This is a genomic window from Micromonospora sp. KC207 (assembly GCF_004348615.1).
In the GTDB taxonomy this organism is placed as follows: domain Bacteria; phylum Actinomycetota; class Actinomycetes; order Mycobacteriales; family Micromonosporaceae; genus Micromonospora.
Genome location: NZ_SMKJ01000082.1, coordinates 1 through 23,294, shown reverse-complemented (window position 1 = coordinate 23,294; position 23,294 = coordinate 1). Strand labels below are relative to the sequence as shown.

General features: G+C 68.2%; 22 protein-coding genes and 2 pseudogenes. 12 read left to right on the top strand and 12 right to left on the bottom strand.

All coding sequences use genetic code 11. The features are described from left to right. The 3 genes from E1258_RS35855 to E1258_RS34755 form a co-directional block, all read right to left on the bottom strand. Positions 1-459, bottom strand: a 459-nt coding sequence (locus E1258_RS35855; protein ID WP_132400095.1) for a tetratricopeptide repeat protein, incomplete at its 3' end; no start/stop codon positions are given. 137 nt (positions 460-596) lie between these two features. Beyond that, the gene (locus E1258_RS13145) at positions 597-1,199 is read right to left on the bottom strand and encodes a response regulator transcription factor (protein WP_050778182.1); all 603 of its coding nucleotides are present in this window, start codon (positions 1,197-1,199) and stop codon (positions 597-599) included. A 34-nt stretch (positions 1,200-1,233) separates the two neighbouring features. Beyond that, positions 1,234-2,409, bottom strand: a complete 1,176-nt coding sequence (locus tag E1258_RS34755) for a sensor histidine kinase (RefSeq protein ID WP_243715414.1) — start codon at positions 2,407-2,409, stop codon at positions 1,234-1,236. A gap of 176 nt (positions 2,410-2,585) precedes the next feature. Between E1258_RS34755 and E1258_RS13135 the strand changes: the two genes are divergently transcribed. Next, on the top strand, positions 2,586-4,805 hold the full coding sequence (locus E1258_RS13135) for an MMPL family transporter (protein ID WP_132400092.1): 2,220 nt from the start codon (positions 2,586-2,588) through the stop codon (positions 4,803-4,805). Between the two features lie 232 nt (positions 4,806-5,037). Here E1258_RS13135 and E1258_RS13130 read toward each other — a convergent pair whose 3' ends face one another. Beyond that, positions 5,038-5,922 (bottom strand): IS3 family transposase, encoded by an 885-nt coding sequence (locus E1258_RS13130; RefSeq protein WP_256370995.1) that lies wholly within the window; start codon positions 5,920-5,922, stop codon positions 5,038-5,040. Between the two features lie 2 nt (positions 5,923-5,924). Beyond that, entirely contained in the window at positions 5,925-6,224 is a 300-nt protein-coding gene (locus tag E1258_RS13125; protein WP_132400086.1) for a transposase, read from the bottom strand. 414 nt (positions 6,225-6,638) lie between these two features. Here E1258_RS13125 and sigJ point away from each other — a divergent pair, with 414 nt between their 5' ends. Both sigJ and E1258_RS13115 read left to right on the top strand, forming a co-directional pair. Continuing rightward, complete coding sequence (sigJ, locus tag E1258_RS13120) at positions 6,639-7,526, top strand: RNA polymerase sigma factor SigJ (protein ID WP_132400083.1); 888 nt, start codon at positions 6,639-6,641, stop codon at positions 7,524-7,526. Between the two features lie 93 nt (positions 7,527-7,619). Then, positions 7,620-7,976, top strand: coding sequence for a DoxX family protein (locus tag E1258_RS13115; protein WP_132400107.1), 357 nt, complete (start codon positions 7,620-7,622; stop codon positions 7,974-7,976). A gap of 342 nt (positions 7,977-8,318) precedes the next feature. Here the strand turns inward: E1258_RS13115 and E1258_RS13110 are convergent, their stop codons facing one another. After that, on the bottom strand, positions 8,319-8,882 hold the full coding sequence (locus E1258_RS13110; protein ID WP_132400080.1) for a helix-turn-helix domain-containing protein: 564 nt from the start codon (positions 8,880-8,882) through the stop codon (positions 8,319-8,321). A 457-nt stretch (positions 8,883-9,339) separates the two neighbouring features. Between E1258_RS13110 and E1258_RS13105 the strand changes: the two genes are divergently transcribed. After that, entirely contained in the window at positions 9,340-10,059 is a 720-nt protein-coding gene (locus tag E1258_RS13105; protein WP_132400077.1) for a VOC family protein, read from the top strand. A gap of 133 nt (positions 10,060-10,192) precedes the next feature. On the opposite strand, the gene E1258_RS13100 is transcribed toward E1258_RS13105, so the two are convergent. Further along, entirely contained in the window at positions 10,193-11,041 is an 849-nt protein-coding gene (locus E1258_RS13100) for a suppressor of fused domain protein (protein WP_243715413.1), read from the bottom strand. 143 nt (positions 11,042-11,184) lie between these two features. Between E1258_RS13100 and E1258_RS13095 the strand changes: the two are divergent. Continuing rightward, positions 11,185-11,986, top strand: a pseudogene (locus tag E1258_RS13095) (IS5 family transposase). On the opposite strand, the gene E1258_RS13090 reads toward E1258_RS13095, so the two are convergent. Continuing rightward, a complete protein-coding gene (locus E1258_RS13090) occupies positions 11,983-12,543 on the bottom strand; it encodes a T6SS immunity protein Tdi1 domain-containing protein (protein WP_132400075.1) in 561 nt (186 codons plus the stop codon). The pseudogene E1258_RS13095 and the gene E1258_RS13090 overlap by 4 nt on opposite strands. Positions 12,544-12,727: 184 nt before the next feature. On the opposite strand from E1258_RS13090, the gene E1258_RS13085 reads away from it, so the two are divergent. The 4 genes from E1258_RS13085 to E1258_RS13065 all read left to right on the top strand — a co-directional run bounded on the left by E1258_RS13085 (position 12,728) and on the right by E1258_RS13065 (position 16,096). After that, a complete protein-coding gene (locus tag E1258_RS13085) occupies positions 12,728-13,957 on the top strand; it encodes an IS4 family transposase (RefSeq protein ID WP_132400072.1) in 1,230 nt (409 codons plus the stop codon). 196 nt (positions 13,958-14,153) lie between these two features. After that, positions 14,154-14,357 (top strand): tetratricopeptide repeat protein, encoded by a 204-nt coding sequence (locus E1258_RS35850; RefSeq protein ID WP_132400069.1) that lies wholly within the window; start codon positions 14,154-14,156, stop codon positions 14,355-14,357. A 338-nt stretch (positions 14,358-14,695) separates the two neighbouring features. Further along, positions 14,696-15,583, top strand: a complete 888-nt coding sequence (locus E1258_RS13070; protein WP_165949749.1) for an IS3 family transposase — start codon at positions 14,696-14,698, stop codon at positions 15,581-15,583. Positions 15,584-15,781: 198 nt separating this feature from the next. Next, a complete protein-coding gene (locus E1258_RS13065; RefSeq protein ID WP_132400063.1) occupies positions 15,782-16,096 on the top strand; it encodes a hypothetical protein in 315 nt (104 codons plus the stop codon). A 596-nt stretch (positions 16,097-16,692) separates the two neighbouring features. Here E1258_RS13065 and E1258_RS13060 read toward each other — a convergent pair. Next, positions 16,693-17,595: a LysR family transcriptional regulator gene (locus E1258_RS13060; protein WP_132400060.1), complete on the bottom strand. Its 903-nt coding sequence runs from the start codon at positions 17,593-17,595 to the stop codon at positions 16,693-16,695. Between the two features lie 109 nt (positions 17,596-17,704). On the opposite strand from E1258_RS13060, the gene E1258_RS13055 reads away from it, so the two are divergent. From E1258_RS13055 to E1258_RS13045, 3 genes and pseudogenes are all read left to right on the top strand, one after another. Continuing rightward, on the top strand, positions 17,705-18,541 hold the full coding sequence (locus E1258_RS13055; protein ID WP_132400098.1) for an oxidoreductase: 837 nt from the start codon (positions 17,705-17,707) through the stop codon (positions 18,539-18,541). Between the two features lie 504 nt (positions 18,542-19,045). Beyond that, a pseudogene (locus E1258_RS13050) lies at positions 19,046-19,150 on the top strand (integrase); the annotation flags it as partial. Between the two features lie 167 nt (positions 19,151-19,317). Beyond that, entirely contained in the window at positions 19,318-19,677 is a 360-nt protein-coding gene (locus E1258_RS13045; RefSeq protein ID WP_165949748.1) for a VOC family protein, read from the top strand. Positions 19,678-19,788: 111 nt separating this feature from the next. On the opposite strand, the gene E1258_RS33295 is transcribed toward E1258_RS13045, so the two are convergent. From E1258_RS33295 to E1258_RS13025, 3 genes are all read right to left on the bottom strand, one after another. Further along, positions 19,789-20,466, bottom strand: a complete 678-nt coding sequence (locus E1258_RS33295) for a hypothetical protein (RefSeq protein WP_165949747.1) — start codon at positions 20,464-20,466, stop codon at positions 19,789-19,791. 812 nt (positions 20,467-21,278) lie between these two features. Continuing rightward, on the bottom strand, positions 21,279-22,529 hold the full coding sequence (locus E1258_RS13030; RefSeq protein ID WP_132400051.1) for an amidohydrolase family protein: 1,251 nt from the start codon (positions 22,527-22,529) through the stop codon (positions 21,279-21,281). Continuing rightward, positions 22,513-23,294: MFS transporter (locus E1258_RS13025; RefSeq protein WP_132400048.1), on the bottom strand; the 782-nt coding region annotated here is incomplete at its 5' end. The genes E1258_RS13030 and E1258_RS13025, both read right to left, overlap by 17 nt.

Sequence of the window (23,294 nt, the reverse complement as noted above, 5' to 3'; positions counted from 1 at the left end):
TCGTTGACCTGGGCTGGCGCAGGGTGGGCAGTGGGGGTGGTCGGCCGGGTGACCATCGGTGGTGAGGGCCGGGAGGTCGACGCATCTGATTGCTGCACGTGTGGCCAGCCCTGCGCGGCGGTCAACCCCGGGTTGCCTGGAGGACGGGGCATTCGCTGTGTTCGGTCCGGATGGCAGCAGTGAGGAGAATCCCTGGTCAGCAGGTTCGGCACTAGGTTCAGACGAAGCCAAACGCGGTTGGTCGTGCCCGATTGATTGACCAGGTGAATCGTTTGCAAGTCCGTGCCGCTCTACGCTGGTTCGGTGGTGTTCGGCGAGGCCTACAGTGATCAACGTGTTCGGGTGGTCGCGGCCGAGTTTGTCTGATCGGTACTCCCGCACCTGCTGGAACAGCTGCTCGGCTTCATCGAGGTCGCCTTGGGCCTGGCGGGTGTACGCGAGGTCGTGCAGCGCGGTCATCCGTCTTCGCCCACAACCTGACCAAAATCACCCGTCTGGAAGCCGCGCATACGGCATAACCCGGCCACCCGCCCTCCGGGCACGCCGGCAGCCCACGCCGGCCCCGCCACTACACCGACTTTTTCAGCTCGAAGTAGCTAGGCGCCGGGGACGATGCGGCGGGTCTCGTACGCCCACATCGCGATCTCAACCCGGTTCCGGACGCCGAGCTTGCCCATCAGGCTCGCGAGGTGGGTCTTCACCGTGCTCAGACTGATGTGCAGGGCGTCGGCGATCTCCACGTTGGTCAGCCCCCGGGCGACGGCGATGAGCACGTCCTCCTCGCGGGCGGTGACCGGGACGACCGGCTGTGTCATGGGCCGCCCGACCGGCACGTCAGCGAACGCCTGCAGCAGGCGCACCGTGACGCTCGGGGCGATGAGCGCCTGACCGTCCGCCGCCGACCGGACGGCCTGGACCAGCAGCTCCGGCCCGGCGTCCTTGAGCAGGAACCCGCGGGCGCCCGCGCGCAGTGCACCGTAGACATGCTCGTCGAGGTCGAACGTGGTGATCACGACGACCACGAAGGGGTCGGCGACGCCGGGTCCGGCGAGCTGCCGGGTGGCCTCCAGCCCGTCGAGGACCGGCATCCGGATGTCGAACAGGCAGACGTCGGGCCGCAGGTCACGGGCGAGCCGCACGGCCTCGCGCCCGTCGGACGCCTCGCCGACCACCTCGATGTCGGGCTGGACGTCCAGCATGATCCGCAGCCCCGTGCGGATGATGGCCTGATCGTCAGCGATGACGACGCGAATGGGCTGCACTGTGCGTCCTCCCCCGGGGCAGCTCGGCCTCGACCTGCCAGCCGTGCTCGGCGCCCGGCCCGGCCCGTAGCTCGCCGCCGAGTATCGCGGCCCGCTCGCGCAGCCCCGCCAGACCATACCCATCGCGGCCCTTGCCGGCGCGGACCCCGTCGTTGCGCACCGTCACCGTGATCCGCTCCGGCTCGCCGGTGACCCGGACGATGATCCCGCTGGCGTCGACGGAGTGCCGCCGGGCGTTGGTCACCGACTCCTGCACGATGCGGTAGACCGCCGCGTCCACGGCCGGTGGCAGCGCGTCCAGGTCGCCGTCGAGCCGCAGGTCGATCGGGAGCCCGCCGCCGGTGCCGCTCAGCAGCCGCTCCAGGTCCGTGACCCCGGCGATGGGGGCCAGCTCGGCGCCGGTGCCGCGGTCCCGCAGCGCGGCGACCATGGCCCGCATCTCCTCCAGCGTGCGCGCGCCCTCCTCCTCGACGCCCTCCAGCGCCTCGACGGTGGCGGCAGGGTCCACGGCCGCGAGCACCCGGCCCGCCTGAGCGCGGACGACGATCGCGGAGACGTGATGGGCCACGGTGTCGTGCAGCTCCCGGGCCAGTCGCTCACGCTCTCTGGAGCGCACCCCGTCCAGGAGCCGCTCGCGGGCGGTCGCCTGGAACCGCACCGACGCCCCGATCACCGCCGGCATGAACAGGAACCCGAACCCCGCGATCTGCTCGGCGGGCGGGGTGATGTCGTCCTCGACCGCCTGGACGACGAACGCCGCGAGGAGGATCCCGATACCCAGGACGATCTCCCGTCCCGATCCCCACCGGAGCAGCGCATACACCAGCAGCAGCGCGATCACGCTGCTGCCAAGCCCGACCGGCTCGCTCGGGTCCGCTACCAGTGACGCCAGCCCGAGCAGGATTATCGCACCGAACCCGAGCGCGACCGCCGCCAGCGGCCGGGTCCGGCGCCACATGAGCAACGCGCACAACCAGACGGCGAGCACGAGGGCCACCGGCCGCCACACGAGATCGTCGCGCAGCGTTGCCTCGGTGATCGCGGTGCCCAGTCCCGCGGCGAGCAGCGCCCAGTCCCGCCGCACCCGTACGGGCACGTCGGGGGGCCGCGGCTCGGTCCACAGATTTCGCAGGTCATCGGTCAGCACGCTTTCCAGCCTAGGGATCGCACCGGCGCGCGCATCGGCCGAAAGAACGGCGGACCGCTCGGCCCGGGGAGGGACGGATCTGCGGCTCGCAGGCCGATGCCCGCCGGTGCTGCGACGACGAGCCTTTGCATCGGCGGCCGGGGTACAGCGGCCGAAGAGGTCATTGGAGGACCCCGATGCTTTCGAAAGCCCTTTCCCGTCTGGGCGGCGGCGCGGCTCGCCATCCGTGGCGGATGATCGCGGCCTGGCTGCTCGTCGCCGTGCTCGCTGTCGTCGCCGCGAGTGCGTTCGGTGGGCGGCCCGCCGACTCAATGACCGCTCCAGGGCTGGACTCGCAGCTGGCCGCGGAGCTGATCGAGCAGACCGGCACCGGCCAGGACGGCGTGACGGCCCAGGTGGTCGTCACCCCGCTCGACGGCGGCGTGAGCTTTTTCGACCAGGGTGCCGCGCGGACGGCGCTGGCCCGGCTGCAGGCCGAGGTGCGGCAGCTCCCGCACGTGCTCGGCACCGGCGAGCCGGTCCAGGCGCTGGAGGCCGGTGGCGACGCCGCCGTCCGCGCCGGTCTGGTCTCCGCCGACGGGCGGATCGCGCTGATCCGGGTGCAGTACCCGCCGCAGGACGAGCTGTCGGCCAAGGACCTCGACGCGCTGGTCGCCGCCGTGGAACGGCTGCGCGGTGAGCTGCCGCTGCGCATCGAGATGGGCGGGGACCTGTTCTTCGCCTTCTCCGATGCCGGCGCCGGCATCGGCGAGTTGGTCGGCCTCCTCGCTGCGGCCACGATCCTGTTCCTGGCGTTCGGCTCGCTCATCGCCGCTGCGCTCCCGATCGGCATGGCGATCTTCGGGCTGACCGTCGGCATCGCCACGATGACGGTCCTGGCCAGGTTCATCGAGGTACCGACGTTCGGGCCGGTGCTCGGCAGCATGGTCGGGCTCGGCGTCGGCATCGACTACGCCCTGTTCGTGCTCGCCCGGCACCGGGAGTACCTCGCCGCGGGCATCGAGCCGCCCGAGGCGACGGCGCGGGCGGTGGCCACGGCCGGGCGGCCCGTGGTGTTCGCCGGCGGCACCGTCGTCGTGTCGATCCTCGGCATGGCGGTCGCGGACGTGCCGTTCATGACGATCGGCGGGCTCGCGGTCGCCCTGGTCGTGCTGATCATGGTGCTCGCGTCGGTGACGCTGCTGCCGGCCTTCCTCGGCCTCGCCGGTGCCCGCCTGGGCCACCCGGGCCGGCTGATGCGCCGCGTCGTCCGGCGGCGCGCCGCTACCACCGCGGGCACCGGGTGGGTGCGCTGGATCGGGCACGTGAACCGGCACCCGGGGCTCTACGCGGTCTGTGCCGCCGCGCTTCTGCTCGCCGCGACGCTGCCCGTGCTCAGCCTGCGGGTGGGTCTGCCGGACGACGGCTCGATGCCGCAGAACCGGACGGAGCGCAGGGCGTACGACCTCGTCGCCGAAGGCTTCGGGCCGGGCGCCAACGGTCCCGTCATCATCGCCATGACCACCGCCGGGGATCCGGGCGCGCTGGACCGGGTCGTCACCGCAGTCACCGCCGACCGGGGCATCGCGTCGGTCGCCGGGACGCAGGTCGACCAGGCGACCGGGATCGCGACCCTGGTGCTGTTCCCGACCAGCGGGCCGCAGGAGAAGGCCACCACGGACACCGTCGCCCGGCTGCGCGCCGACGTCCTGCCCGGCGCGGTCGGTGCGGGCCCGGCGAAGGCCCACGTCGGCGGCGCCGCGGCGAGCCTGTCCGACGTCGGGAAGCGGACCAGTGACCGCATGCCGGCGTTCGTCGGCGCCGTGCTGGCGCTGTCCTTCGTGCTGCTGCTGCTGGTGTTCCGCTCGGTGCTGGTACCGCTGAAAGCCGTGCTGCTGAACCTGCTGAGCATCGGCGCGTCCTACGGCATCATGGTCGCGGTCTTCCAGTGGGGCTGGGGCGGCGCGCTGATCGGCCTGGAGTCCACGGTGCCGATCGTGTCGTTCATCCCGATGTTCATGTTCGCGATCCTGTTCGGCCTGTCCATGGACTACGAGGTGTTCCTGCTGTCCCGGGTGCGGGAGGAGTACCTGCGCACCGGGGAGAACCGCACCGCGATCGTGCGGGGCATCTCCGGCACCGCCCGGGTCATCACCTCGGCCGCGCTCATCATGGTGGCGGTCTTCCTGTCCTTCGCCGTCGCGGACGACCCGTCGACGAAGATGTTCGGCCTCGGCCTGGCCACCGCCATCTTCGTCGACGCCACGATCGTGCGCATGGTGCTGGTACCGGCGACCATGACCCTGCTCGGCAACGCCAACTGGTGGCTGCCGAAGTGGCTGGACCGCCTGCTGCCCGGCGGCCACGAGCCGCTGGACGAGGCACCACCGGTCCGGGAACTGGAGACGGTGCACTAGTAGTGCTTTGTTAGGTTGTTGTGGCGTGTCCGTTGTATGAGCGTTGTGGCGGTGTTTGGCTGCGGTGCGTGGATGAGCGGGGTCTCGTTCGGGTGCGAGCGCAGTTGGAGGACTTCACCAGCGTTGGTGGGACAAGGTCCCCGGGGCGAGGTCCGGGCATCAAGTAGCCCTTCATACGGCGGTGCTGCAGCGTCAGCTGCGTGTCAATGCCCTGGGATCGTGGAGGGCGTCGTTATGCGGCGCGGGCCTCCATGGCGCAGGCCTCGGATCGTTCGTAGTCGATGGGGGATCGCCAGTCGCAGACGGAGTGCCGGCGACGCCGGTTGTAGAAGTCGGTGATCCAGGTGGCGATCTTCAGCCGGGCCTCGGTGCGGGTACGGAACTGATGGCGGTGGACGTACTCGACCTTGATGGTGGAGAAGGTGGCCTCGGCGACGGCGTTGTCGAAGCACGATCCGACCCGGCCCATCGACTGGCGTACCTTCCACCGGTTGCAGGTCCGGGCGAAGTCGGCCGAACCGTATTCGCTGCCTCTGTCGCTGTGGAAGATCACCCCGTTGACGTTGCCGCCTCGGGTGACGGCGGCCATGTTCAGCGCGGCGACGACCAGCCCGGCGTCGTGGTGGGCGCCCATCGCGTAGCCGAGGATCCGACGCGAGTACAGATCGATGACAGTGGCCAGGTAGAGCTTGCCCTCGTCGGTGCGGATCTCGGTCATGTCGCCGCACCAGACGCGGTCCGGCGCCGACGCGGTGAACTTGCGTCTGACCAGGTCCGGCGCGGCCGGACGTGTGCCCTGGCGGGTCAGGCTCCGGCGGCGACGCCCGACCCGGGCGGTCAGGCCGGAGGCGGCCATGACCTGCGCGATCGTGTTGTCCGAGACCCGCCAACCCTGCTCGCGCCACTCGATCCCGATACGAGGGCTGCCGTAGGCGCCGCCCGAGTCGTCGAACACCCTCCGGACCGCCGCCGCCAGCCGGACACGCCGGTCACCGCGGCGGGTCGGCGGCCGGTCCCGCCACTTGTAGAACCACGACTCGGACACCCCCAACGCCCGGCAGGCCACCGCGTGCGGCACGGAATGCTCGGTCCTCTGGGAAGCGATGAAAGCGGCCACGCTCACCGGCCCGTCGCTTCCTTGACCCACAGGACCACGGATCGCTTGAGGACATCACGCTCCATCGCCAACTCAGCGTTTTCCCGCCGCAGCCGGGCCAGCTCCGCCCGCTCGTCCTCGGCCAACTGCCCGGCAGAGGCCTCACCACGAATCTCGCGGTCCCTCTTCACCCAGTTGGCCAGGGTCCCGCTGTTGATCCCCAGGTCACGAGCAACCTGCGCGATCGACTTGCCCGTCTCCCGCACTATGCGCACCGCGCCCGCCCGGAACTCCGGATCGAACTGCCGTCTCGTTTCAGCCATGAACCTCTATCCCTCAAGCTCTGGCCTCCACGCTACGAGGGGATGGGCAGTTAGGGTGACGTCGCTTTCCGTCAAGGTGGCTGTCGTGCCCGTGTGGCGTTTGTCGGCGTACAGGACCGGGTGCACAGGCAGGTACGCCGGAGCGTACAGAGATCGACGTGCCAGAAGGGCCGGCAGTGTCTGTAGAGCAAGCCTCCATGTCACACAGTGGACCTACTCGACAACTACACTCCGTCACTGCCGGGGACAGGGTCCCGCCCAGACCAGATCGCGGCAGAAGCGGATGCCCCGGAGAGATGCAAAGTGCGCGCGGGTGCTGGTGGGTCGTTCTTCGACGGCGTTGATGCCCCTGATTGAAGGCATGCGCGGCGGTCACCGTGGCCTGTCTGAACACGTGACGCGTTATGCCGGATCATGGGTCGGGTGGCCGGGAGCGTGTCAGGTGACCAACATGAGCCGCCCTTTGTGAAGCACCGTGGGCTGTTGTACGCGGTCGCGTACCGAGTGCTCGGCAGCGTCAAGGAAGCCGAGGACGTAGTGCAGGAGGCCTGGTTGCGGTGGAGTCGCGTCGAACCGGCCACGGTGGTGGACACCGAAGCCTTTCTGGTTCGGGTGACCATCCGGCTGGCGATTGATCAGCTGCGCAGCGCGCGTGTGCGGCGTGAGTCGTACGTCGGACCGTGGCTGCCTGAGCCCATCCTCACCCGGCCGGACATCGCCGACGATGTGGTCCTTGCCGATTCTGTTTCCACTGCGCTGCTCTTGGTCCTGGAGACGTTGTCTCCGTTGGAACGCGCGGTTTTCGTGCTGAGCGAGGCGTTCGGGTACCCGCATGCCGAGATCGCGCACTTCGTGGGGCGTGGGGAGCCGGCGGTACGGCAGCTCGCGCACCGGGCACGGAAGGCGGTCGAGAGCCGCCGGCGCCGATATGACAGCGACCCCGTGACCCGGCAGCAGGTGACCGAGCGATTCCTGGCCGCCTGTTCCGGTGGTGACATCACCGCACTGATCGAGGTTCTGGCACCGAACGTGACGATGGTCAGCGACGGCGGCGGCCTCACCGGCGCGCCACGCAAACCGATCCACGGTTCGAGCCTCGTGGCCCGGGCCATCGTCGTGCTCTCCCGGCAACAACCGGTGGGCTCGACGGCCCGGGTGCTCCACCTCAACGGTGGCCCCGGTGTCGTCGTCCGCTGTGACGGAACGCCGGTGCTCGCGATGATCCTGCACATGGTGGACGGTTTGGTTCAGACCATCCACGTCGTCAGCAACCCACGGAAGCTGACAGCGATAGCACTGTGATCTGAAGCACTCAACACCGTGTCACATATCGGGGTCACCGCCTCGTCCGTGAGCGACTGGTAGACCGCCGCTTTCATGGATACGGAGACGCCGATGTTCGCCATCTATCTCACGGTGACCCTGCTCGCCTCAGCCCTCAACGGTTCGGCTGCCATCGCGAACGTGATCGGCCACGAATACCCGAAGACGGAGGCGGACCGCAATCAGGTACCCCGATCCTGGGTGCGGCCATTGGGAATGCTCCTGGGCGCAGGCGCGCTCGGCTTGCTGGTCGGGTTCGTCGTGCCGGTTGTGGGTACGCTCGCGGCAGCCGGTCTGGTCTTGTACTTCCTCGGCGCGCTGGGCGCACATGTGCGGGCGGGCAATTTCCGACTCGGCGCCTGGGCACTGTTCTTCGGACTCGCTCTGGCCGCACTCACCGTCAACCTCGCCTATCACCGGGACGCTTGATGGAACTGGTCGGTGGGATCAGCGCTGGAGGTCATGTCGGCGTCGGCCTACCAACGTGTCTGGCAGCGTGAGCCGCCGCACTCGCGTCCGAACCGGCACGTCGCCGGCGGACGGCCGGTGTGCCAAGCCGATGAGCGAATGGCATCCGCTCATCGGCACGGCCGTGCAGCAGCTCTGCGGCCCGCGGTCACGTACGGTGATGCCCGGTCGGCGGCAGATCCGGATACCCGAGAGAATCTTATGGTCTCCTCATCGCGCTATCGGACTGGTCACCAGTCACAGCATCGGATCTCGAAGCCGAGACCACGCAGGCTGGCCCACGACGAAAGCCGATCAATGTCATTACGATTGCGGTGCGACGGGCAGGCCGACCGGAGGGTCGGTGGCAATGTTCATCGCTGCGGCGAGGATAGTCAGGATCGGGATCACTGCTTGGGGGGCGAGGTCGTACTCGCCACGCCGCCTCTGCACGATCAGCCCCGCCCCCTGCAATGCCCGCAGATGATGGTAGAGCTGGCCGCTGGTCGTGTCGCCCTGGATCGCGCCGAGCGCCTCCTGAAGGTCGACGTTGGTGCGGCGGCCCTCGCGCAGCAGCGCCCCCAGCAACGCCAGCCGCGGCAGGCTGCCGAGGGACTCCAGGATGCCCACCGCCGGACCCCAGTCCGCCGGCAATAGCTCGGCGAGTGGTACCTGCCTGGCCCAGAGCAGTTCCCTGTCGGCCACGTACCCCGCATAGCCCAGCGTCCCGGGCAGGGACTGCTCCTCAGCCTCGCGGTGCCAGGCGTGCAGCACCCCCGTCAGTGGGTTCGCAGTTCGCGCGGTGCGCTCCGGCGTAGATGCGCCGTCGATCTGGTTCTCCAGATGGGCGATCCGTCGCTCAAGCTCGTCGAGCCTGTTGTCGTTCATGATCGTCTCCTACGCTGATCCGTAACTACGGAGTAGCGTAGAGGGTCGCGTGATTAAGCTGCAACGCAGTTCGGAGAAACGTCTAGTGCGATCCTCCCGCGAGGGTCACGTGTCCATCCACCGCGGGCTCCATGGAAGTAAGAACGGAGCGTGAGGCGAGATTCTTCAACCGGCCGGACGCTGCCGACAGACCAACGACCTCTATTCGGCACGAGCGCGCGCAGCGGGCAGCCTGCGTGCGCGTCACGCCGCGTGACCGCCTCTGCAGGCTGCCGCGCAAGCTCGGCGGCAGATCCGGGCGCCTGATCTTGGCGAGACATATGGCAGGCAGGAAGGCGCCGCCGACGGCTCGGTAGGGCAGCGTTGCGTTCTGGGTCATCAGCCGATCGGATGACCGAAGGCGATGATCGGCTATTTCCATGTGCGACGGACACCCCACGACGCGTAGGAAGGAGGCATGACCAACGAGGTGACCGTTCCCCTGCTGCCGTGCGCATCCATTGACGACATCGAAACCTTCTACGGAGTTCTCGGTTTCCGCACCACGTACAAGCAACGCAAGCCCAACGCGTGTGTGGGCGTGCAGCGGGAAGACCTGCATCTACAGTTCTTCGAGATCGCCGGATTTGACCGGGAGCAGTCCTATGGCTCCTGCCTCGTACTCACCGCGGACATCGAGGGACTACATCGGGCATTCGCAGCCGGCATGCGCGCCGCATACGGCAAGGTACTGGTGTCCGGAACGCCGCGGATGACCCGGCCCAGGGCGCGGAAGAACGCCGACGGGTTGGGCGGGTTCAGCGTCATCGACCCGGGCGGCAACTGGATCCGCGTCTTTCGGGACGCCGCCACCGCGCCCATGCCGGTCGCCACGCCTGCCGGGCGGCTGGCCAAGGCCCTAGCGAATGCTGTCGTGCAGGCCGATTCCAGGGGAAACGTCGGACAGGCCGTTCGGATTCTCGACAGCGCGTTGGCCCGCCCGCAAGCCGACGACGACCCGGTCGAGCAGGTAGAGGTCCTGGTCTACCGCGCCGAACTCGCGATGGTGCTGCACGATCCAAAGACTGCGGCCGAGATGCTGGCCCGCGCCCAGTCCGTCACGCTCACGGAAGACGAATCCGAAAGGGCGGCAACCGCGTTCGACAACGCCGCCGAACTCGCAGCAGCACTGCGGTGACTCACCATACGAACGCCTCCCTTATCTCGGCACGACCGCGCACTGGGCTCTGCCGTCCTCGGTCACGTACTGTGACGCCCTGTCTGCGGCAGAAGCGCGCACGTGACCTTGGTCGGCGCGTCCGTTCGAGCTGTCAGGCGTACGAGGGCCGGCGCGGGTCCAGCAACTCGGTGACGCGGCCACGGTCGAGGACTTCGATGAGTGCGTCGGTACCGCGTTTGACCTTGACCGCTATCTCCTCTGGGTGCAGAGGGATCAGCGCGAGCAACGCGATTCGGATGCCGCCGCCGACGTCGATTGTCCGGGCCTCTGGCGGCACCCGCAGCATCGGCGTGACGACGACTCCGGCGAATGGGGTGTCCGTAGCGTACGGCTGCGCGGGATCGCCGTTCGGCACGGAATGCCATTCGCCGATCCAGGTTCCGTACTCGTGCGGCAGCCGAGCTACCTGCTTGAGGATCCGCAGCGGCCACCCGGTTTCGTCGCCGAGCCCGGCTACCTCGGTCAGCGGCCAATCTGCCGGCAGGCTGAGCATCAGTTCGGCGTAGGGGCTGATGTCGTGGCCCTCCGGGACCGTCATCGGCAGCTCACTCATCCCAGAAGTGATCAGCGTCCGGTACGGGCGTTCCTCGCTCGGGGTCACGACATAGACATGCACACCGACCAGGTGCGAGGTGATCTCGTGGTAGACGAACTCGCCGCGCCCGAAGTGTTCCTCGATGTGTCGGTCGATCGCGTCGGCGAAGGCCTGCTGCGGCCCTTGCGCCGGTACGAACCCGTCGTGCAGCGACTGATGATAAAGGACTCCTGACCCGCGCGACTCGTTTATGGCGACGCAGCCTATGCAAGGGTCCATCGGGGGCGCGACCGGGGGCACGCTCATCGTCACGAGCGCGCAGCGGGCAGCCTGCGTGCGCGTCACGCCGCGTGACCGCCTCTGCAGGCTGCCGCGCAAGCTCGGCGGCAAGAGCGGATGTTTCATGCCGGCTGACCTACCAAATTCGACGGGACGCTGGTGGCGGCCTAGGCAGTGTCTCGAAGTCGCGGCGTGTTGGTGATCGATAGACGGCGAGGTCTCCGGTAAAGGGTTCTACGACCAAGAAGAACCTGAATACCGGAGACCTCGTGCCCACGATAGCGGTGACGAGGCGGTTCGACCTGAGCGACGCACAGTGGGCGGTGCTGCAACCCTTGCTGCCGCCTGCTACGGATCGTGGCAAGCCGTGTACGCGCTGTTCCGCAGATGGCGGCGCGCCGGAGTCTGGCAACAGATCATCACCGCACTACAGACCCGAGCCGACGCCGCCGGGCTCATTGGCTGGGACGTCAGCATCGACTCGACCAGCGCCCGGGCGCACCAGCATGGCGCCCGCGCCCGCAGGCGAAGCGGCCATCAGGCAGAACCGCCTGGTCCCGAGCCAGCCGATCACGCGCTGGGCCGGTCCCGCGGCGGGCTGACCACGAAGATTCACCTGGCCTGCGAACAGGGCCAGAAGCCGCTGTCGATCGTGTTGACCGCCGGGCACCGCGGCGACAGTCCGCAATCGCCGCGGTGCTTGACGGCATCCGTGTGCCCCGACTCGGGCCTGGCAGGCCTCGCGTCCGACCCGACCGGGTCATCGCCGACCGTGCGTACACCTCACGCGCCAACCGGGCGTTGCTGCGACACCGCGGGATCAAAGCCTGCATCCTGAGCAAGGTCGACCAGGACGCCCACCGGCGCGCCCGAGGCTCGAAGGGCGGCCGCCCGCCGGCGTTCGACGCGGCCGTCTACCGGCAGCGCCACGCCGTGGAGTGCGGCATCAACCGGCTCAAACGCAACCGGGCCGTGGCCACCAGGTTCGACAAGCTCGCCGTCCGCTACCTGGCATCGATCCACATCACCGCCATCAACGAGTGGCTACATGCACTCCGAGACACTGCCTAGTGCCCGATGACGCCCTGGAGGTCCACGGCTACCTGGATCGCCGCGATGGTCTTGCGCTTGTGCAGGTTCTCGACCTTCGCCTGTCCACCCATCGACAGCAGCGGCACGAAGATGAACGACTCGTCGTACGGCAGCTCCCCATGCGCTGCGACCGCCTTCGGGAAGATGTCCCAGTGGAGGTTGTCGGAGAGTTCCTCGGGGCCATCCAAATCGACCATGAACAGGAAGTTGTGCAGGGTGGTGTTGAGTCCTACCGTACGGCCTAGGCGGTACAGGATGCCGATCACGCCCGCGCTGGGTTCCCACGTGATGAGGTCTCCCAGACCGGTGACCATGATCGGGATCGCGATCCCGTCGCCCTGGGTCTTGCCGATGCAGTCGCCGACCTCGTCCTCGTACACCTTCGGGTTGATCACCCGCAGGAATCCCTCGGCGAACGTCCCGTACCCGTACCGCTCCCAGATCTCGACGAGATCGTCCGGCACGCGGCCCCGATACTCCTCGATGACCTCGGGCTCGACGGGAGCGTGCGGCACGAAGTCGGCAATCTCGATCATGCGCTCGAACCTACCTGAACGCGCAGCCGGGCCCTGGCCTTCGTTCTGACAGGCGGGCACGTCAGCGATTTCACCGTTCGAGCCGCTGATGGCCGCGATCCGTGTCGACGAGCTACAAGCACTTCGAGACACGGCCTAGGCCCAATACCGGTTACTTTGGCCGATTAGGGTCGTTGTAGAGGTTATGCCGCGTGCTGGTCAGGTGAAGTCGTCGGGTGAGCGTCTGTCGGACCGGATCGCGATCGGGGTGCTCACCCGGACGTTCTCGCCAGAGCTGATCGACGAGGTGTTGGCGTCGACGGGCCGGGTGCAGCAGCGGTCACGGTTGTTGCCGTCTCGGGTGGTCGTGTACTTCGTCCTGGCGATGTGCCTGTTCTTCGGGCAGGGCTACGAGGAGGTGCTCCGGCTGCTGACGCAGGGTCTGCCCGGTCAGCGCCGGTGGGAGGGGGCGTGGCGGGTGCCGACCAGCGCAGCGATCTGGAAGGCCCGGGCGAGGGTGGGCGTCGAACCGTTTCGGGCGCTGTTCGACCGGGTCTGCCGGCCGGTAGCGACCGCCGACACGGCGGGGGCGTTCTATCGGCGGTGGCGCTTGGTCGCGGTGGACGGCACCACGTTCGACATCCCCGACACGGACTCCAACGTGGACCACTTCGGGCGTCCCGGATCGGCCCGTGGTGACGGGAGGGCCGCGTACCCGCAGGCCAGGATGGCGGTGCTGGTCGAGTGCGGCACCCACGCCGTATTCGCCGCAGCGATCGGGCCGCTGGCCACCCATGAACGGGTCCTGACCCTGGACCTGCTGCCCGCGTTGTCACCGGGAATGCTGCTGCTGGCCGACCGCGGCTTCCCGGGCTACGACCTGTGGCAGGCCGCCCGCGCGACGGGCGCGGACCTGTTGTGGCGAACCAGAACGTCATCCCGGCTGCCCGTTGACGCGCAACTTCCTGACGGCTCATACCTGTCGAGCATCGCCTCGACCGCCGACCACTACCGCCGCCAGCATGCGATCACCGTGCGGGTCGTGGAGTACACGATCGATGGCAGTGACACCGTCTACCGGCTGATCACCACCATCCTGGACCACGCCGCGGCGCCCGCCGAAGACCTCGCCGCGCTTTATGCCCAAAGGTGGGAGGTCGAGTCGACCCTCGACGAACTCAAGACCCACCAGGGCGGTCCCGGCATGATCCTACGGTCACAGCATCCCCTCGGCGTCGAGCAGGAACTCTACGGACTGCTGCTGTCGCACCACGCGATCCGGACGCTGATGCACCACGCCGCTGCCAGCGTCGAGCACGACCCCGACCGGATGTCGTTCACCCGCACCCTCAACATCGTCCGCCGCCAGATCACCGCCCAGGCGGCCTTTTCCCCCCAGCAGACTCGCCCGCGCGATCACCACAACCCTGGCTGAGATCCTCGAACGGCTCCTGCCGCCACGCCGCCAGCGCACCAACCCCCGCGTCATCAAACGCAAGATGTCCAACTGGGCACTCAAACGCGCCGAGCATTACCACCCGCCCGAACCACTCCACCCGGCCATCACCATCTACGCCGCAACCGAACCCGCACGCACAAAACCACAGACGAAGACACCAAAGTAACCGGTATTGGGCCTAGGCCGCTACCACACACCCGACCTGACAACCCGACTACAACGACTCCAAGACGCCCTCCGTGTCGACCCCTACAACGAACACCTCCACCATCTAGCCGCTGACACACTCATCGCACTCGGCAAACCAGAAGACGCCCGGGCCTTTCTCGCCCGCTACCACCAGAGGCTCGCCGAAACGGTCCCCACGAAAGCCTGACCAACTCGTAGGCCGCCCGACTTGATGTCGTTCATTGGTACGCGGCCTGCCCTCGGTTCGGAGTAGTAGTGCAAGACTTTGCCCCGCAGGCAACGCAGCAGACTCGTCTCCTTCGTGTGGGGTGGCGGGCGGGCCTTTCGTGATCTAGGAACCTGTAGTGAACATGGAATCCCTGGGAGGTTCCGAACTGCCAAAACATGTCAATAGCAACGAAAGGTACCTGCTGGAGGAGCAGCGTCGAACGATCAGGATGCATATCCCCAGTTCGGGAACCGCTGCGCCCGGCTACCGTGCCGGGCGAGGATCGGCTGCTCCGGTTTTGCGAAAGAGATGGGTCGATGACCTGCCGCTACCGGTTCATCTCTGAGCACCGCGCCTACGGCGTGAAGCGGCTGTGCCGGGTCCTGGGTGTGGGCCGTTCGGGGTTCTACGCGTGGGAACGGGCCGCGCCCGCGCGTGCCCAGCGTGCTGCGGCCGAGGACGGCCTTGCCACGGAGATCGCCGCGATCCACGCCGAGCACCGCAGCGCATACGGGTCCAAGCGGGTCACTGCCGAGCTGCGCCGCCGCGGCCGTCCGGTCAACCGCAAGAAGGTCGAGCGGATCATGCGCCAGCGACGGATCGTCGGGATCACCCGGCGTCGTCGCAGAAGCCTGACCCGGCGGAACCCCACCGTCGCGCCTGCGGCGGATCTGCTCGGGCGTGACTTCACCGCCACAGCACCTGGGCGGCGGTTCGTCGGCGACATCACCTACCTGCCTACCGAGCAGGGCTGGCTGTACCTGGCGACCGTGATCGACCTGTACTCCCGCGAGGTCGTCGGGCACGCCATGGCCGAGCACATGCGCGCCGAGCTGGTCTGCGACGCGATCGACCTTGCCTGTCGCCGCGGCCTGACCCGACCCGGCGCGATCTTTCATTCCGACCGCGGATCGCAATACTCCTCGGCCTGCTTCGCCGCGAAACTGGCTGCGGCCGGGATGCTGCCGTCGATGGGCAGGACCGGGATCTGCTACGACAACTCCGCTGCGGAGTCGTTCTTCGCGACCCTCAAGACCGAGATCGGCACCAGGGTCTGGGTCACCCGCCACCAGGCACGACAGGCAGTCTTCGCGTACATCGAGATCTACTACAACCGCCGGCGCCTACACTCAACGCTCGGCTACCGCACGCCCCACGAGGCATGCACCGCCTACTACCGTCACGATCACGCCCTTGCAGCGTGAGAACCCGGTGTCCACTCCCAGGGTGGAAGCTCAGTGCGGGTTGCCCCCGACCAAAGTGGCTCGGTCGTTTCTGGCCTGCAGTGGACCGGCCGACATCAACCGTGCGCTCTATCGTGGGCAACGTCGTGGCACGCCTTCAGAAAGGTGATGAATGTGAGGCCTCCACAACGCCAAGGCCGGAATCGAGGTGCCGGACTGATGCACCGCCTGCGGGCGCTGCTGCTCGTGCTGGTCGGCGTGGCCGCGGTTGTCGCGGTCCCGGCACCGGCGCAGGCCGCGTCCAGCTACCCCAAATGCAGCGGCTGGATCACGGTGGACACGGCGATTACGGGCGTGCAGGGCCAGATCTGCCTGTACAACCAGGACTGGGTCTTCCAAACCAAGTTCTGGCTGCGAAACCAGTCGTCGAGCAACTTCTTCATCCGCAGCATGCACGCCGACTATGTCCAGGGATCGGTCACCCCACGGATCTGTATGCAGGATGTGTGGCTGCACGCCGGAACCACGACCTAGTGCGACAGCTGGGTCGAGGACTTCGCCCCCACGTCGTTCGACTACCAGCGTGGACAGGGCTACCTGCAGTACTGGGACCCGTTCCAGGCCCGCTACGAACACCGGTACTTCGACACGCCCAACACCTAGCCGCACCGCACCGGCCCCTGGCGCGATGACGCCCCGACCACGTCGTCGCACAAGGGGTCGGCGTGTCGCGCCGCCCGCCGGAGCAGGGTGTTTGGCGGCGGGCGTGTTTGATCGTCACCGACTCCCGGTCCCCAAGGCAGCTACTTGGAGGCGATCGAAGCTGCCCTCGTCGCCAATCCGGCGCTCGTCCTCTACCGGGTCCTGCACGGCCCCCGCACTACCAGGTGCTCAAACAGCACCTGGTCCGGCTGTTGGAGCTGCGTGACCCACGGGACCGCAGCCTGGATGCTGGGCCGGACACTGAACCGGACGGCGGCACGGGTTCTGCCTGATGCCCGACAAGCCTTGCTAGTACGCGGCCGACCACACTCTTTTGCCGCGAAGTGCTCGTTACGTTCAGCGACCGTCTTCGGGCGCTCGCGTCCGGACGTGCCGACGAGCGGACATTGACGTGGCCGCTCAAATGCTCAGCCCGCGGATGTGAGGTCGGCGGTTCGGGTCAAGGTAGCGGTGACTTCGAGGAGGTTCCGTAGTACCGGTCCTTCGCGGGTGGGCATCCATGCGACGACGGTCTCGGCGTGGTCATCGGCCAGGGGTACGAACACGACTCCGGTACGTCGGATGCTGCGGGCCGAGCGGGCGAGGCGGGTCACCCCGACGCCTGCGGTGACGAGGCCGAGCAGGTTCGGTACGCCGTCGGCGCGTTGGACGACCCTGGGGGTGAACCCGGCGGCGGCGAAGTCCCGGTCGTACTTGGCGTGCCAGGGCGGCCACGACTCCCGCGGCGTGAGAACCCAGTTTTCGGCGGCAAGGTCGGACAAGCGCAGTACGTCGCGGGTAGCGAGGGGGTGCCCGGCGGGTAGCACCGCGCAGACCGGTTCGACAGCCAGTACTCGGGTCGCCAGGTCGGCGACCAGCGGCGGGCGGGTGAACGCGGCGTCGAAACGCCCAGCACGCACGCCAGCGACGAGTTCATCGATCGGTACGTTATGGGTCGTCAGTTCGAGGTCGGGGAATCGCTCTCGCATGGCTCGCACGACCGGCGGCAGCATGTAGTTGGCGGTCGAGGTAAGAAATGCCAGGTTGAGGCGGCCCATTTCACCGCGGCCAGCACGCTGCACCACGACGACGGCGGTGTCGAAGCGGGCGAGGACGGCGCATGCTTCCGGCAGGAAGACCTGTCCGGCGGCGGTCAGCCGGGTGCCGCGAGTATCGCGGTCGAACAGGCGTACACCCAGGCTGCGTTCGAGAGCTTTGATCTGCTGCGACAGTGACTGTTGAGCCAGGTTCAGGTGTTCCGCGGCACGGCTGAAGCTGAGGTGCTCGGCCACGGCGACGAAGTATCGCAGTTGCCGCAGCTCGATGCTCACAGGCTAAGACTGTAACCGCTGAAGGAAGGCTGTGTTGGCGGCGTATCGGCACGGTTCGGCAAGGTAGTTCCTCTAGACGTGGGCAACGCATACAGGAGCGACGGTGGAAATGATGGAGACAGGCCGGGTGTGGCTGATCACGGGTGCCTCAGCCGGATTCGGTCGAGAGCTGGTGTTGGCAGCTCTCGCCGCCGGAGACCGGGTAATGGCCACCGCGCGACAACCGCACCAGCTGAACGATCTTGTCACCCTCGGAAGGGGCCGGGTGCGGACGGCGCCGTTGGATGTCACTGACGATGCTCAGGTAGCGGCTTCGGTCGAGCGGGCGATCGCCGAGTTCGGCCGGATTGACGTGCTGGTGAACAACGCCGGCCACGGCAGTGTCGGCGCCGTCGAGGAACTCGACCTTGCCGACCTGCGAGCCTTGATGGACGTAATGTTCTTCGGTGCTGTCGCGGTGACCAAAGCCGCTCTGCCGCACATGCGTGCCCAGCGGAGCGGGGCAATCATTCAGCTCAGCTCGATGGGCGGTCAGTTGAGCATGCCGGGATTCGGGGCGTACTGCTCGGCAAAGTTCGCGCTTGAGGGTCTGTCCGAGGCGCTGGCGGCGGAGGTCGCCCCGTTCGGTGTCCGCGTATTGATCGTGGAGCCAGGAGCGTTCCGGACAGAGTTCGGCGGTCACCGGATGCACCGATCACGGATCATTGATGAATATGCTGTGTCAACGGGGTCTACCCGCTCCGCAGTTGAGGCCATGGACGGCACCCAGCCTGGCGACCCGGCGAAGGCGGCGCGGGTCATTCTAGAGGTGCTCGACAGCGCTGAGCCACCGCTGCGGCTGGCACTGGGCAACGACGCAGTCGACCACATCACCGCCCACCACGAACTGTTGCGGACCGACTTGGCAAGGTGGGAGAAGCTCGGCCGTTCGACAGATCTGGACTGAAGGCGTCGGCGCCCGGGCACCCCCGCATCCCATCGGTCGAATACGCGCTCATGCCGCCGAGCTTGCGCGGCAGCCTGCAGAGGCGGTCACGCGGCGTGACGCGCACGCAGGCTGCCCGCTGCGCGCGCTCGTGCCGAGAACAGTGCATCCAGCAACGCGGATAGGCGACTCGGAAAGTTGCGCGCTTATGGCGGGTTGATTGGACGAATCCGGTCTGACGCGGGTCGAAAGTCGCGCTATCCGGGTCGCGTCGGACACCGCTCTCGCGCTGCCGATTTTGATTGGCCGCAGGCTATTCAAATAGGTGTCGGTGCTGACGGCTCCAGCCAATCCGTATTGCGCTGTCGTCCAGGGTGCGATCGGCCTGCCAGGCCAGCTGAGGCTGCCGGCCGTCAGCCGCGAGCTGCCTCGCCCGGTCCAGAACAATTTGCTGCTGGTCGATGACCTCATCGATCAGGCCGTCGGTCGAGGTGAGCCCGTATGCCTCGGCGAATCGTTCAAGGCGCCGCCGGCGTCAGCCTCCGCGACGTGCAGATCGCCGCCCGCCACGCCGACCCGCGAACCACCATGCGCTACGACCGAGCACGCAGGAACCTCGACCGGCACCCAACTACATCCTCGCCGCCTACATGGCCTCCGGGACATAGCCGGCGGCACTCGCGGCTTTGCCGAGTTGAGTGCGGCGCTGGAGCGCGATCGAGCAGGTCGAAGGATCGCCGATGAGTTTCGAGAGGCCGCACGGTCGACCCTCACGAAACCGACTACCAGGAGAGCTCGTGACCTCGATCCAGCCCGTCGTCAGCACGCCAGACCTGCCCCGGCTCCGCACCTTCTACGAGACGGTGCTCGGCGCGACGCAGACCCTCCGCGTACCCGAGGAAGGCCCTGAGTTCTACGTCGAGCTGCGGATCGGCGCGACCACACTCGGGCTCGTGCAGGAGGCGAACACCCAGATCGGCGCACCGGTGCGGATCATCCTCAGCGCCGACGTCGCAGACGTCGATGCACTGCTCCCCGCGGTCGAGTCGGCCGGTGGCACAGTGCCGGGACAGCCCAACGACATGCCGTGGGGCCAGCGCGTCGCGCACGTCCTCGACCCCGACGGCAACATGCTCAACCTGAACAAGTGGCTCTAAGGCGTGTCCCCGTCCTTGAAGTGCAGATCCACTGCACGCTTCTGCCGCGAGGCGTGCGCCGGCAGGGCGCGTTGTGTTCGCCGCTGGCGATTGGCGTACAGGCAGTATTGGCTACGAGTCTTGGACGAGGAAACACCCGTGCCGGCCGTCGGTGGAGATGAACGCGAACGCCACCGGTGCGGCACCGAGGTTGAGGTAGAACGGCTTGCCGTTCGCTTCTAGGCGCAGTAGGGGCCGCCACGGCCCGCCCTTGGGCCAGTCGTGCCCGTTGAATAGCAGTGCCGTCCCGCCGATCTTGTCCTGGTCCAGTGCCTGGAAGTAGCGGTCCCGTTCATGTGGCGGCAGCGCCATGTAGGCGTCGAACGGCAGGTGCTCGGGGTCCTCACCGCGGACCAGCTCGACGGTGTACTCCGCCGGCGACCCATCATCGTGGTAGAGGGCTGGGCCGCTGGTCAGTGGGCTGGTCGGCCCGTCGAAGACGCCGCCGGGCTGGATGATGACGGCGTTCTCGCCGCCGTCGGGGAAGATGACGTCCGGGTCGAAGTCCTCCACGTCGCTGCCGTGGTCGCCATGGGTGACGAACACGTAGGCCAACCGCCCCAGGCCGGCTCCGGTGAGCTCGGGCTCCAATACGATCTGGCAGACAAACCGCATCGGGGTGTCCCAGCCTTGGCTGACCGGCCACTGCGGTTCGGTAAGCCAGACGGGCTGACCGCCGAACTTGGTGACCGGCTCGGTCACCGGCGCCTCGGCGCGGTGATAGTTCGCGATCCGCCATACGGCAGCCATGGCGGCGACCGTAGCAGACAGCGACGCCGACGCGGTGGCCTCGGTGCTCGCCGAGGTCTGGAACCCGTACACCGATAGGGTCCACCGCGACGACCCCGAAGACCCCTACGCCGCCCGCATCCAGGCCTATGCCAGGCAGGACCCCACCCTGTTGTCGCGGCTCGGCCCGTACGTGCTCACCGACGTCAACGTGCTGCCCATCGCGCAACCCATGCCCGCCGTCGACCAACCGGACGTCGACGAGCCCGACCACGACTGGGAGATCGCACCCGACGGCCGGTACCTCATCACCGACGGCACCGCCCGCACCCAGTATGCGCCGCGATCGCCTACGCGTTCTGGCGCATCCAAGCCCAGCCCATCGCCGTCACCACTTCGGCGCCGTTGGCCGGGCCGCCCGCCGCCGCGCCGCCCGAGCCTCCATCGTCCACGACACCCGCGTGGTGATGCTGCGGCGCACCTCCGCTGTGACCGAGCCCGTCGAAGGACCCGCCAGGTGGCACTACCGGGTCCGGTTCGTCGTACGCAGCCACTGGCGACGCCTCATCGACAAACACGGCCAGACGTACCGGATCTGGATCCACGCCCATATCAAGGGACCGCCGCCATGCCCGCCTCCCACCGCCCCCCAACCAAGGAGACACCACCGGTGCCTGACGAGCTTTTGTTCACGGTGAACGGCATCAACGCGGTATGAGCGCAGCGGATCTCGCTGGTCGAAGCCGGCCTGCTGGGGCGTCAACACCTACAGCAATGGATCATCGACCATCCCGCCTCCCGGTTCCGCCGCACCCTGGCAGGTTCCGCCCTGCTCAGCGGGCCTGTGGTCCGGCCAGCAACCGCCCCCCCGCCATGAGCAACCGGCGGTACTTGGCCGGCTCGGCGAGCACCCCCAGGTGCTCCAGCGGATTGCCGTCCGTCGCGATCAGGTCGGCGTACGCACCCGGGGCGATCACCCCCAGGGTGCCCTCCGCGCCGAGCATCGCGGCGGCGGTGGAGGTGGCCGAGCGGATGATGTCGAGCGGCCTCTGCACCTCCCGCCGCAACTGGAACTCGTCGAGCTGGTGGCGCTGCATCCCACCCAGCAGGTCGGTGCCGAAGACGATGTTGACGCCACCCCGGTGCGCGGTCTCCAACGCCCCCAGGCCCGCATCGAGCACGTCGTACACCTTGCGGTGGACGTGCTCCGGTATGCCGGCGGCCCGGCCGTCTCGGGCGATGGCCTGGTAGGTGACCAGGGTGGGGACCAGATAGGCCCCGGTGGCACGGAACAGTACGACGCTGCTGTCGTCGAGCAGGTTGCCGTGTTCGATGCTCCGTACCCCGCACTGCAGCCCTCGGTTGATCGCCTCCGCCGTGTACGCGTGGCCGGCGACGTACCGCCCCGCCGCGCGGGCCTCGGCCACGATGGCGGTGATCTCGTCCAGTGCGAACTGGGTGGCCTCGATCCGGTCGGTCGGCGAGGTGACCCCGCCACCCAGCATGATCTTGATGTGGTGCGCCCCCTTGCGAAGTTCGTCGCGGGCCGCGCGGCGGCACTCCGCGACGCCGTCGCACACCCGGCCGAAGTCGGGGCAGCAGTACGGGACGGTCCCGACGTTGCGGCCGGGACGTCGTACGTCGCCGTGGCCCCCGGTCTGGGAGAGCGCCTTGCCGGCGAAGAACAGCCGGGGCCCGGTGACGAGGCCGTCGGCGATGGCGTCGGCGAGGCCGTGGTCCGCGCCGCCGCAGTCGCGGACCGTCGTGAAGCCGCGCATCAGCATGTCGTGCAGCGCCCGGGACGCGTGGGCCCCCACGTAGTAGTGCGACAGGTCCGGCAGCGCGGACAGGTCGGCCGTGGCCGCCGTGACGTGCACGTGGCCGTCGATGAGTCCGGGCAAAAGGGTGGCCCCCTCCAGGTCCACCACCGGCGCCTTCCCGTGCCGCACTTCGGCACCGCCCACCTCGGCGATCAGCCCGTTGACGGCCAGGACGCGACGGTCCGGCGTCAGGGTGCCGGCGACCGGGTCCAGCACGGTCGCGTTGACCAACAGCCAGGTCTTCCGGTCATCTCGGGCCGACACGGGGACTCCTTCTTTCTTTGCCGACAGCGACGGGGCCGGGTGCACCGGTCACGGTCCGGGGGCCGGGGACCACCGGTGCCGGCCCGTCCGACGCGGGTACGGTCGCCGACCGGCCGTCGCTGATCTCCTCCAGCGCCCGCCCCCTGGTGGACACCCCGAAGACCAGGACCACCACCACACCGGCGGCGAGCGCTCCCGTGGTGATCAGGAAGACACCGTCGAAGCCGATGACCGGATAGGTCGTCCCGATCAGGATCGGCGCGGAGATCCCGCCGATGCGGCCGACCGCCGACGCGGTGCCCATGCCCCGCGCCCGGACCGCGGTCGGGTACAGCTCGGGGGTGTACGCGTAGATCGCGGCGTAGACCCCGTTCATGAAGAAGGAGAGCAGTCCGCCGAAGATCATCACCTGCGCGGAGATGTCCGACCCGGACAGCAGGTACGCGGCCACCGAGCCGCCGCCGAGGTACAGCGCGATCGTCCACTTGCGGTCCAGCAGGTCGTTGAGCGCGGCGGCAGAGTAGTAGCCGGGGATCTGGGCCAGGTAGATCACGATCGAGTAGGTGAAGCTCTTCGCGATGGTGAGCCCGTCCGCGTACAGCAGGGTCGGCATGAAGGTGAAGAAGCCGTAGAACGAGAACGTGATCACGACCCAGAGGACCCACAGGACGGCGGTACGGCCGGCCAGGTCCCGCCGCCACAGCCAGCCGATGCCGACCCGCCGGGGCGGCGCGGTACCCGGTGGGGGGTCGGCCGGGGCGACGG